The 11,867-nt window shown below is 61.0% G+C and carries 11 protein-coding genes; 5 read left to right on the top strand and 6 right to left on the bottom strand.

The features are described 5' to 3' along the window. Positions 1-224: 224 nt before the first annotated feature. The 6 genes from B5495_RS11840 to uraH all read right to left on the bottom strand — a co-directional run bounded on the left by B5495_RS11840 (position 225) and on the right by uraH (position 4,919). The gene (locus tag B5495_RS11840; RefSeq protein ID WP_079553987.1) at positions 225-740 is read right to left on the bottom strand and encodes a DUF192 domain-containing protein; all 516 of its coding nucleotides are present in this window, start codon (positions 738-740) and stop codon (positions 225-227) included. A 195-nt stretch (positions 741-935) separates the two neighbouring features. Next, a complete protein-coding gene (locus B5495_RS11835; RefSeq protein ID WP_079553985.1) occupies positions 936-1,427 on the bottom strand; it encodes an ureidoglycolate lyase in 492 nt (163 codons plus the stop codon). A gap of 22 nt (positions 1,428-1,449) precedes the next feature. After that, on the bottom strand, positions 1,450-2,280 hold the full coding sequence (locus tag B5495_RS11830; protein ID WP_079553983.1) for a bifunctional allantoicase/(S)-ureidoglycine aminohydrolase: 831 nt from the start codon (positions 2,278-2,280) through the stop codon (positions 1,450-1,452). Positions 2,281-2,314: 34 nt separating this feature from the next. Next, positions 2,315-3,244, bottom strand: coding sequence for an allantoinase PuuE (puuE, locus tag B5495_RS11825; protein WP_079553981.1), 930 nt, complete (start codon positions 3,242-3,244; stop codon positions 2,315-2,317). Between the two features lie 91 nt (positions 3,245-3,335). Beyond that, on the bottom strand, positions 3,336-4,547 hold the full coding sequence (locus B5495_RS11820; protein WP_079553979.1) for a urate hydroxylase PuuD: 1,212 nt from the start codon (positions 4,545-4,547) through the stop codon (positions 3,336-3,338). Between the two features lie 18 nt (positions 4,548-4,565). Next, positions 4,566-4,919, bottom strand: coding sequence for a hydroxyisourate hydrolase (gene uraH / locus B5495_RS11815; protein ID WP_079553977.1), 354 nt, complete (start codon positions 4,917-4,919; stop codon positions 4,566-4,568). Between the two features lie 137 nt (positions 4,920-5,056). Here uraH and uraD point away from each other — a divergent pair, with 137 nt between their 5' ends. The 5 genes from uraD to glcF all read left to right on the top strand — a co-directional run bounded on the left by uraD (position 5,057) and on the right by glcF (position 11,785). Further along, positions 5,057-5,602 carry a 2-oxo-4-hydroxy-4-carboxy-5-ureidoimidazoline decarboxylase gene (gene uraD, locus B5495_RS11810; protein ID WP_079553975.1) on the top strand — a complete coding sequence of 182 codons (546 nt, stop codon included), beginning with the start codon at positions 5,057-5,059 and terminating at the stop codon, positions 5,600-5,602. 578 nt (positions 5,603-6,180) lie between these two features. Next, a complete protein-coding gene (locus B5495_RS11805; RefSeq protein WP_079553973.1) occupies positions 6,181-7,884 on the top strand; it encodes an L-lactate permease in 1,704 nt (567 codons plus the stop codon). A 30-nt stretch (positions 7,885-7,914) separates the two neighbouring features. Continuing rightward, a complete protein-coding gene (glcD, locus tag B5495_RS11800) occupies positions 7,915-9,414 on the top strand; it encodes a glycolate oxidase subunit GlcD (RefSeq protein WP_079553971.1) in 1,500 nt (499 codons plus the stop codon). Between the two features lie 17 nt (positions 9,415-9,431). After that, entirely contained in the window at positions 9,432-10,538 is a 1,107-nt protein-coding gene (gene glcE, locus B5495_RS11795) for a glycolate oxidase subunit GlcE (protein ID WP_079553969.1), read from the top strand. A 14-nt stretch (positions 10,539-10,552) separates the two neighbouring features. Next, a complete protein-coding gene (glcF, locus tag B5495_RS11790) occupies positions 10,553-11,785 on the top strand; it encodes a glycolate oxidase subunit GlcF (protein WP_079553967.1) in 1,233 nt (410 codons plus the stop codon). Positions 11,786-11,867 lie beyond the last annotated feature (82 nt).

Raw genomic sequence — 11,867 nt, 5'->3', positions numbered from 1 at the left:
CGTCGCAGTCAGCTATCTGCAAAATAGGGTGCCGGGCAGTCTATTACAAGCGTTAATACGACACATCGCTATTTTCTTAGACTTTCCGCTTAGGCTTTTATCTCAATGACTTGCGTCTATGAGCCACCTTACCCGCGATCTCACTCACGCAGCATAGCCGATCCAGGCGTTGAGGATGCGTTTAAGCGCTTAAGTCAAGGCTAATGTATAACGACGTAACGGCGTTATTCCGTCGGGCACTTCCCGGAAAGCATCGGTGCCGAAACGCAGTCGCCCTCGCTAATACCCCGTTCAGCGAAGTAGCCGGCGTTAACCTCAAGCGCGGCGTGATAGGCGCTGCCCGGCGAGTAGGTGGGGCACTGCGCTGAATCGTCCGACGCGCAAGGCGGCATGGTTTGCAGGCTGACAATGCGCCCGTCGCCATCAATAAAGGCGATATCTAGCGGTATCAGGGTGCGATACATCCAGAAGGCGCTGCGCGCTCGCTGGAGACGAGTGTAGACGAACAGCATGCCATGTTCGGCGCCGAGCTGCCGGCGCCCCATCAACCCCTGCGCGCGCTGGGCCGGCGTTTTCGCCACCTCGACGCTTAGCCGGTGCGGCCCTTGGGCTGTGTGGATTACCGCCGTACGGCGATCATTGGCTTGTGGCGTCTGTGCCCAAAGCCATGAGGTGGGCATAAGGGCGGCGGCCGGCAACGTAAGCGCAGCATACAGCAGGCGGCGACGGGTCAGCGTCATGGCGGTTTCCTTATAAAAAACGGGTGGACAGACACAACGAAGCCGCACGATATCGACGCGGTGCCACAAGCGTCGGTGTCAGTGCGGCCAGGTAACGAGATAGCGTATTAAGCAACCATCATGCGATACGCTATCAGGACTCGCTGCCTTGCAAGCGTCTCGGTCTTTGACCGTACGCGAGTCTTTGGCAGTACGTTAGTCTTTCAGCGTAATGCGCAGATCCAGCGGGTGTTCGTCGCAGTTGTTGCCGTCACCGCCGCGATCAACCACCAGAAACTCGCCTTCACGCTCGAGCACCGATTGAATCGCATGCCAAACGCCGGCGCCGTAGTTCACGCCCTGACGACCGTCGGTGACAAACGCACGTACGTCGCCCGAATCGATGGTTTCACCGGCCGGCGCTACCACCACGATGAAGCGCTCTTCATGCAGCGGCATGAACGCCTGACTGCCCTGCGGGTGACGCTCGAGAAACGTCAGCTCAAGCGGCGTTGTGATCGGCTGGCTGACAAAAATGCTCACCAGCGTATGCGCGTTTTCACCCAGCGTGTCTACTTTCGCCAGATCATGATGGCGCTGTGTGCGGCCAGAGTTGATCGGAAACGAGTCCGAGGTGCGCGCATCAATCACGTCGCCAAAGGGCGCAAAGGCTTCAGCCGTCAGCGGCTCTGCGTTGAGTTCCAACATGGTGTCTCCTTGACGTTACGCCTTACAGGGCATTGATCTTGAGCTTGGGATGGCGGTTGACGTCCTTGTACAGCAGGTAGCGGAACGGCCCCGGACCGCCGGCATAGCAGGCCTGCGGGCAGAAGGAGCGCAGCCACATGAAGTCGCCGGCTTCCACTTCAACCCAGTTCTGGTTGAGGTGGTAAACCGCCTTGCCTTCGAGCACGTAAAGGCCGTGTTCCATGATGTGGGTTTCGTCAAACGGAATCGACGCGCCCGGCTGGAAGGTCACGATGTTGACGTGCATGTCGTGACGCACATCGGACGGATCGGCAAAGCGCGTGGTGGCCCAGCGGCCATCGGTGTCCGGCATTTCAGTCGGCGCCAGGTCGTTGTCGTTGGTGACGAACGCTTCGGGCACGTCGATGCCTTCGACAAACTCATAGGCCTTGCGCACCCAGTGGAAGCGTACTGGTTCGCTGGACTCGTTGTGCAGCTGCCAGTTGCTGCCCGGCGGAATAAACGCGTAGCCGCCGGTTTTCATGGCGTGCGTCTGACCTTCCAGGGTCAGCGTCATTTCGCCTTCAACGACAAACAGCACGCCTTCGGCCTGGGGGTCGAGCTCGGGCTTGTCGCTGCCGCCGCCGGGCAGAACTTCCATGATGTACTGGGAAAACGTCTCGGCGAAGCCGGTCAGCGGACGCGCCAGTACCCACAGACGCGTGTCATTCCAGAACGGCAGGTTGCTGGTGACGATGTCGCGCATCACGCCTTTGGGAATCACCGCATAGGCTTCGGTGAAAACGGCACGGTCAGACGTCAGCTGCGTCTGCGGCGGATGCCCGCCATGGGGTGCGTAATAGGTATGGCTCATACTCAGGCTCCTTTATTAGTATTAGTGACGACCATTAACGGCCGGGCGCGGGGTGTTCCTTGGCCCAGTGGCGCGCGATATCCACGCGGCGCGCGACCCAGACGTCATCGTGCGACTCGATGTAGTCGAGGAAGCGCTGCAGGGCGCGGAAACGGCCCGGCCGACCCAGCATCCGGCAGTGCATGCCGATCGTGAGCATCTTGGGCGTTTCTTCGCCTTCGGCGTAGAGCACGTCAAACGCATCGCGCAGGTAGGTGAAAAAATGCTCGCCGGTATTGAAACCACCGGGGGAAGCAAAGCGCATGTCGTTGGTGTCCATGGTGTAAGGCAAGACCAGCTGGTCATGCTCTTCACCTTGGCTGTCGGCTTCGCGGACCCAGAACGGCAGGTCATCGCCGTAGTAGTCGCTATCGTATGTAAAGCCGCCCTCGTCCTGCGCCAGACGACGCGTGTTGGGGCTGTCGCGGCCGATATACAAGCCGTCGGGCTTCTCGCCGTAAAGCCGCTGGAAAATCTCCATGGCTTTCTTCATGTGCTCGCGCTCAACGTCCTCGGGCACTTCCTGATAGTTGATCCAGCGGTAGCCGTGGCACGCCACTTCGTGACCCAGATCCTTGAACGCCTGCGCTACATCCGGGTTACGCTCAAGCGCCATCGCTACGCCGAATACGGTCAGCGGCAGGCCGCGCTTTTCAAACTCACGCAGAAAACGCCATACGCCCGCCCGCGAGCCGTACTCGTAGATGGATTCCATGCTCAGGTGGCGGTCGGGAAACGACGCCGCGCCGACCATTTCAGACAGGAACTGCTCCGACCCTTCATCGCCGTGGAGTACGTTGTTTTCTGCGCCTTCTTCGTAGTTAAGCACAAACTGTACGGCGATTTTGGCTTTGCCCGGCCAGTTGGCCTGGGGCGGATTTTTGCCATAGCCAATCAGGTCACGCGGATAGTCACGTTGCGACATAACACACACTCGTTGTTCGGTAGGGAGGGAAGCGCGCGGCCGAACGGCCGCGCGCCAGGGGATGGCAGAAACTGCCGGGGTAGAGCGCCGGTTATTCTTCCCAGGCGGCGATCACGTCGCGCTGTTCCTGAGTCATACCCGTGGTGTTACCCAGCGGCATGTAGCCGCTTTTGACGACTTCCTGGATCTTGTCCTTGTGGTTGAGCACAACGTCCCAGTCATCAAAGGCATAGCCGGCCGGCGGCGCGGAGAAGCCCGGATGCGTCGGCTCCTGCGCGTGGCACTGAGTACAGTGCGTTTCCACCAGCGCCGTGACTTCAGCTTTGCCCGTGGCGTCCATGTTGGCCACGGCTTCGCTTTCTTCTTCAACGCTCGCACTCGGCGCGCCCAGCCAGATAGCGGCCAGAATAAGCACGGCACCTGCTACAAGATAGCCTGGCTGCTTGCTGCCGCCGTGCATCAGCACGAAGAACTGACGAATCACTGCACCGGCGAAGATGAACAGCACCATCATCACCCAGGCCAACTCCTGAGAGAAGACGAAGGAATAGTGGTTGCTGACCATCAGCAGTACAACCGGCAGCGTGAAGTAGGTGTTGTGCACCGAACGCTGTTTGCCACGCTTGCCGTCAAGCGGATTGGGCGTCTCGCCCGCTTTCATCGCCTTGACCATGCGGCGCTGGCCGGGAATGATCCAGAAGAAAACGTTGGCCGACATCGCCGTGGCCATGACCGCACCGGTGAGCAGAAATGCTGCACGCCCGGAGAAGATGTGCGTGCTCAGGTACGATACCACGATCATCATGATCGCTACCGCAACACTCAAGATGCCGTCGCGGGTCATGTTGGGGCTGATACGCTTGCACAGCTCGTTGTAGACGACCCAGCCGCCCAGCAAGAACAGCAGCGCCACAACGTTGGCCTGCCAGCCGGTCATATCGGCAGCCCAGGACCAGTCGCTATTCGGGTTGACCAGGTAGAAACTCGGGTTGGTCATATAAAGCAGGACGAACAGACCAAAACCGGTCAGCCAGGTGGTATAGGCCTTCCAGAACGACCAGTGCAGATCCGCCGGCAACTTTTCCGGTGCCGTGGCGTATTTCTGGTTGTGGTAGAAACCACCGCCGTGAACCGCCCACATTTCGCCGAACACGCCTTTCTCACGGTCTTCCTCAGCCTTGGGCTTACGCAGACCGTTGTCCAGCATCACGAAATAAATGGATTCGCCAATCCATGAGATAGCGGCGATAACGTGCAGCCAGCGCAGCAGCAGGTTAGCAAAATCGATAAGGTACGCTTGCATGATGGTTGCCTCCGCTGATTAGCTACCGCGATAGGTAGAGTAGCTGTAGGGAGAAACCAACAGCGGTACATGGTAGTGTTCGCTTGCGTCAGACACGCCAAAGCGCAGCGGAATCACGTCAAGAAAACGCGGTTCGTCAGCCTTGAAGCCCTGAGCACGCAGGTAATCGCCGGCGTGGAACACCAGCTCGTATTCACCGGTCACAAAATCATCGCCTTCAAGAATCGGCGAATCACAGCGGCCGTCATCATTGGTAGTCACGGTCTTGATAACCTGACGCTCGCTACCATTGATGCGAATCACTTCGATCTTGATGTCCTGACCCGGACGGCCTTGTGCTGTGTCCAGCACGTGGGTCGTTAAATAGCCCATGGTGGCTCCTCATTTCATCGACAGATTATTGTTGGATACGCAGCAGCACGCGAATGCCGCATGGCACTTTAGAGTACCGCTAGCCATCTTTATTGTATACAGTATTGACGTTAATTCACGACAATAATGGAGCCATTATGACGTCCAATGCAAGCACCCTGACCCTTACGCCGTGCCCCAGCACGCTTTCCCGCGAAGCGTTCGTTGCCCAGTACGGTGACGTTTACGAGCACTCGCCCTGGGTGGCGGAAGATGCCTTTGAAACCGGTGTCAGCGAAAAGCACGACATACCGGAAGCGCTTGCCGATCTTATGGGTGCAATGCTGCAAAAGGCATCGGCCGAACAGCAGATTGCCGTGATTCGTGCTCACCCGGATCTGGCTGGAAAGGCCGCCAAGTCCGGCGCCCTGACCGATGACTCCACTCGCGAACAGGCCGGCGCCGGTCTCGACCAGTGCACCGAGGAAGAGTACGCACGCTTTGAAAAGCTCAATAACGCCTACAAGGAAAAATTCGGCATTCCTTTCGTGATTGCAGTGAAAGGTCTTGACCGTCACGCCATCCTGGCGGCGTTCGAGACACGCCTTGAAAACGACCAGGCCGAAGAACGCCGCACGGCGATCGAGCAGATCATCAACATCGCGCGCTTCCGTCTGCGGATGCGCGCCGAAGACAACGCATAACGTCCGGCACGCACCGGCGCGGCGGCGGCATGCCGTCGCGCTGTTCTCAGCAGCCCTACGCTTTGTATACAAAAAACTCATAAATTAACAACAATGATACCAAGCGCTTTACCACGCTAACGCCAAATACCGGCGCCGTACGCCTGCATAAAGATAGCCCGAGTTATCGACCCCGTCAGGTCTCTGTTGCCTGCCAGCTTACCCACGCCCGCTACATCCCCGCCGCTGCGGCCACTGCCGCCTAGTGTGTGCCATCACGCTTTACCCCCCGCTTCCATGACGCCTTGCGCCGCATTTTTCCGCGTGACTTTTTATCGCCAGCCCTCTGACACTGTCTATTAGTCTAAGACTTTGTAACGTGGCTCAGCCGTCGAAATCATCATTAGTTCCTTTTAAAAACAACCGTCTAACAATATTTAACGTCGTATAAAACGGCCTTTTACACGATAAAATTTTGGTCTTACCAATTTCCAGGAGTAGCCATTCGCCGGCGCTCTTCGTATCTTTCCTGACACAGACGCGAGCCATGCGGCTGCCATCACACCGGAACACATACAATAACAAGGGGCGTTCCTGACATGAATGACACCACACTTGCGCTTTTGGCTTTTGTGCCGCTGGTGCTTGCCGGCGTACTCCTGATCGGCTTTCGCCTGGCGGCCAAAACCGCCATGCCGATCGTTTTCGTCGTTACCGCACTGATCGGGCTGATGGCCTGGGACATGACGCTAACGCGCGTTGCGGCCTCAACGCTTCAGGGGTTGATCCTCACGGTTTCGATTCTGTGGATCATCTTTGGCGCCATCCTGCTGCTCAACACCCTCAAGCACTCGGGCGGCATCACCGCGATCCGCAAAGGATTTTCGGGCATCAGTCCTGACCGCCGCGTGCAGGCGATTATCGTGGCCTGGCTGTTTGGCTGCTTTATTGAAGGTGCCTCCGGCTTTGGGACGCCGGCCGCCGTGGCCGCCCCGCTGCTGGTGGCACTGGGCTTCCCGGCGCTTGCCGCGGTGGTGGTGGGCATGATGATCCAGTCAACGCCGGTGTCATTCGGCGCGGTGGGCACGCCCATCGTGGTGGGCGTTTCCGGCGGGCTTGATCGCGCCGGCATCACCGAGCAGCTGCAGGCCGGCGACGCGACCTGGCTGGAGTATTTCCGCCTGATCACCAGCGAAGTCGCGATTGTTCACGGCATCGTCGGGATTTTAATGCCGCTGATCATGGTAGTGATCATGGTGCGCTTCTTCGGTGCCAACCGTTCCTGGAAAGAAGGCCTGTCGATTACGCCTTTTGCGCTGTTTGCCGGCGCTGCCTTCGTGGTGCCGTACATGATGGCCGGCGTGCTGTTGGGGCCCGAGTTCCCGTCGATGATTGGCGCCATGGTCGGCCTTGCCGTTGTGGTACCGGCAGCGCGGCGCGGCTTTTTGCTGCCCAAGGATACCTGGGACTTTCCGCCGGCAAGCGACTGGCCGAATAGCTGGGTCGGTAAGCTTGAACTCAAGATGGACGACATCGCCGGCAAAGCGCCCATTTCCACCTGGATGGGCTGGGTGCCCTATGTGCTGCTGGCCGTTTTTCTGGTGGCGTCACGCACCATTGAGCCGCTGAAAAACGCGCTGACGGCATTTGCATTCGGTTGGAATGACATTCTCGGCGAAGGCATTGGCGGCAGCATTCAGCCGCTTTACCTGCCCGGCGGCATTCTGCTGCTGGTGGTGCTGGTGACAGCTCTATTGCACCGCATGAAGCCCGGCGAGCTAAAAGCCGCGTTTGGTGATTCCTCGCGCACGATTTTTGGCGCCGGCTTTGTGCTGATCTTTACCATTCCCATGGTCCGCATCCTGATCAACTCCGGCGTCAACGGCTCGGACCTTGTGTCCATGCCGGTCGCCATGGCGCAGTTTGTGGCGGCAAGCGTGGGCGATGTTTACCCCCTCTTCGCGCCTGCCGTGGGTGCGTTGGGCGCCTTTATTGCCGGCTCCAACACCGTTTCCAATCTGATGCTGTCGGACTTCCAATTCAACGTGGCCAGCCAGCTGGGCGTTTCCACCGCCTTGATGGTAGCGCTGCAGGCCGTTGGCGCGGCGGCGGGCAACATGATTGCCATCCACAACGTCGTGGCGGCGTCGGCCACCGTCGGGCTGCTGGGGCGCGAAGGGACGACCATTCGCAAAACCCTGCTGCCCACGCTTTACTACATTATTGCCGCCGGCGTACTGGGCATGATCGGCCTTTACGGGCTGAGCCTCAGCGACCCGCTGATCGCTGCGCTGACAGGCTAAACCACGCCGCCGACTCTGGCAGGAGGTACCATGGACATCTTGTACGACGAGGCTATCGACGGCGCGCTGGCGCCGTTTGAAAAAGCCGACGTGCTGCGTGATTTACAGCACAGCGCGCCCACGCTCAGGCTGCTGCACCGTGAAGAAGATCTGCGCCCGTTCGAGTGCGACGGGCTGGCCGCCTACCGCGTGCTGCCCATGCTGGTGGCCATGCCCGACAACCTGGACGAGGTCGAAATCCTGCTCAAGCGTTGCCACGCGCTGGGCGTGCCGGTGGTAACGCGCGGTGCCGGTACCGGCCTGTCCGGCGGCGCGCTGCCCCTTGAGCGCGGCGTGCTGCTGGTCATGTCGCGCTTTCAACAGATCATCAACATCGACCCCGATGCGCGCACGGCGACGCTACAGCCGGGGGTTCGCAACCTGGCGATTTCCGAGGCGGCCGCGCCCTACGGGCTTTACTACGCGCCGGACCCGTCCTCGCAGATTGCCTGCTCGATTGGCGGCAATGTCGCCGAAAACGCCGGCGGCGTGCACTGTTTGAAGTACGGCCTGACGGTCAACAACGTCATGCGCGTGGACGTGCTCACCATCGAAGGCGAGGCCATGACCCTCGGCGCTGAAGCGCTGGACGCACCGGGTTTTGACCTGCTGGCGCTGTTCAACGGCTCGGAAGGCATGCTCGGCGTCATCACCGAAATCACCGTCAAACTGCTGCCGTTACCGGAAGTGGCCAAGGTACTGATGGCAAGTTTTGACGACGTGGAAAAGGCCGGCAAGGCCGTCGGCGACATTATCGCCGCCGGCATCATCCCCGGCGGACTCGAGATGATGGACAAGCTCGCCATTCAGGCCGCCGAAGACTTCGTTCACGCCGGCTACCCGGTGGAGGCCGAAGCGATTCTGCTCTGCGAACTCGACGGCGTGCTGGCCGATGTCGACGACGACTGCGACACCGTGCGCGGCGTGCTGGAAAACGCCGGCGCGACCGATATTCGCCTGGCGCGCAACGCGGCCGAGCGCGCGGTTTTCTGGTCGGGGCGTAAAAACGCCTTCCCCGCCGTCGGCCGAATCTCGCCGGACTACTACTGCATGGACGGCACCATTCCCCGCCGTGAGCTGCCTCGCGTGCTCAACGGTATCGCCGAACTCTCCCGGGAAAGCGGGCTGCGCGTGGCCAACGTCTTTCACGCCGGCGACGGCAATATGCACCCGCTGATTTTGTTCGATGCCAACCGCGAGGGCGAGCTGGCGCTGGCCGAAGACGTCGGCGGCAGGATTCTTGAACTGTGCGTCGCCGCCGGCGGCTCGATCACCGGCGAGCACGGCGTCGGCCGCGAGAAAATCAACCAGATGTGCAGCCAGTTTGATGCCGATGAAATCACCCTGTTTCACGCGCTCAAGGCCGCCTTCGACCCCCAGCGGCTACTTAACCCGGGGAAAAACATCCCCACCCTGGCCCGCTGCGCCGAATTCGGCGCCATGCACGTCCACAACAACGAGCTTGCGCACCCCGAGCTGCCCCGTTTCTGATCGCCGCAGGATAGACCATGACAGAACGCCTGACGACACTGCCCGACCGCGACATCACCGCCCGCCTGTGCGAGCAGGTCAGCGATGCCTTCAGCCAGCAAACGCCGCTGCGCATCGTCGGCGGCAATACCCGTGCGTTTTACGGCCGCCCGGTGAACGCCGCCCCCTTAAACGTTGCCGAACACCGCGGCATCGTTCACTACGACCCGGTCGAGCTGGTGGTCACCGTGCGCGCGGGCACTCCGCTCGACGCCCTCGAAGCAGCACTTGACGACAACCACCAGATGCTCGGCTTTGAACCGCCGCGCTTTGGCCCGCAAAGCACCATCGGCGGCGCCGTGGCTACCGGCCTTGCCGGCCCGCGCCGCCCCTGGGCCGGCGCCACCCGCGACTTCGTGCTGGGCACCCGCGTTATCACCCAGCACGGCAAGCTCTTGCGGTTTGGCGGCGAAGTAATGAAAAACGTCGCCGGCTACGACATGTCGCGGCTGATCACCGGCGCGCAGGGCACCCTCGGCGTGCTCGCCGACGTGTCGCTCAAAGTGCTGCCCAAACCGCCGGCGTGCCATAGCCTGCGCCTGACGCTGCCGCTGGACGAAGCCCTCACGCGGCTGGCCGAACTCGGCCGCCGGCCGCTGCCCATCACCGCCGCCGCTTGGTACGACGGTGAGCTGCTGCTGCGTCTGGAAGGCGGCAACAGCTCGGTGGCGGCCACGCGCCAAGAGATCGGTGGCGAGCCCCTTGACGCGGACTTTTGGGGAGCGCTACGCGACCTGCGCCACGACTTCTTCGCGCTGAATTCCGGTCAAGCGCTGTGGCGGCTGTCGCTGCCGCCCAACACCCCGCCGCTGGCGCTGGCGCTGGATGACAGCCACAGCCAGGTGCTCTACGACTGGGCCGGCTGCCAGCGCTTTATCAAGACCACGCTCGACGGCGCCACGCTGCGCCGCGCCTGTCAGGCCGTAGGCGGCCACGCTACCTGCTATACCCCGGCCGACCAGGGCGGCAGCGAAACGCCCTTTACCCCCTTGAATCCGGTGGTCGAAAAGTACCACCGCCGGCTGAAAGACCAGCTGGATACCCGAGGCATTTTCAACCCCGGCCGCCTGTATGCCGCGTTTTAACCCGGAGGGCCGCTATGCAAACGCACTTTAGCGATGCCGATCGCCAGAAACCCCATATTCAGGAAGCCGAGCAGGTGCTGCGCGCCTGCGTGCACTGCGGCTTTTGCAACGCCACCTGCCCCACCTACCAGCTGCTGGGCGACGAGCGAGATGGCCCCCGCGGGCGCATCTACCTGATGAAAGAGCTGCTCGAAAGCCCCGACGATGACACTAACGTCACCGCCGAGACGCGCCTGCATCTGGATCGCTGCCTGACCTGCCTGAACTGTGAAACCACCTGCCCTTCCGGCGTGGAGTATCACAAGCTGTTGAACATCGGCCGCGCGGAAATAGAGCGCCGCGCCCCGCGCCCGGCAGCCGAACGCCTCACCCGCTACGGGCTGCGCAAGATGCTGGTCAACCCGGCTCGGTTCCAAACGCTGCTCAAACTTGGCCAAACGTTCAAACCGCTGGTGCCCGCGCCGCTGCGCAGCAAAATGCCGCCTGCACCCGTTAATGCCGGTATTCGGCCCGCGGCAAATCGTCACCCGCGACGCGTGCTGATGCTCGAAGGCTGCGTACAGCCAGGGCTCTCGCCCAACACCAATGCCGCCACCGCGCGCGTGCTCGACCGGCTGGGCATCAGCGTAACGCCGGTGCCTGAAGCGGGCTGCTGTGGTGCCATTGATTTTCACCTGAACGCCCAGCAGCAGGCTCTGGAGCGCATCCGCGCCAATATCGATGCCTGGTGGCCCTACGTGGAGCAAGGCGCCGAGGCGATCGTACAGACCGCCAGCGGCTGCGGCGCCTTCGTCAAGGACTACGGCGAGATGCTCAAGGACGATCCGGCCTACGCCGCCCGGGCGCAGACCATCAGCGAGATGACACGGGATATCGTCGAAATGCTGCGGGAGGCACCGCTTGAGACGCTAAACCTCAAGGAAAGCAAGCGCCTGGCGTTTCAATGCCCGTGTACCCTGCAGCACGCGCAACGGCTTGGCGGCGCGGTAGAAAACGTGCTGACAACCCTTGGCTTCTCGCTCACGGCGGTGCAAGATGCCCATCTGTGCTGCGGTTCGGCGGGCACGTATTCCATTACCCAGCCCGAACTTGCCACCCAGCTGCGCGATAACAAGCTCAATGCTCTGGAAGCGGGCAACCCCGAGATGATCGTGACGGCCAACATCGGCTGTCAGACCCATCTTGCCGGCGCCAACCGCACGCCGGTACGCCACTGGATTGAAGTGGTGGATGATACCTTGGTATAAAGGTAGGCATACCATTGAGCTTCAATGGCTGCGCGGCTCCCGTGCAGCCTTTTTGTTTCTGGGAAACTGTTTTCAGCGCCGG

Origin of the sequence: Vreelandella subglaciescola (assembly GCF_900142895.1) — a bacterium.
Lineage (GTDB): Bacteria > Pseudomonadota > Gammaproteobacteria > Pseudomonadales > Halomonadaceae > Vreelandella > Vreelandella subglaciescola.
The sequence above is the reverse complement of the archived record's forward strand: the minus strand, read 5'-3'. Positions and strand labels throughout refer to the sequence as shown.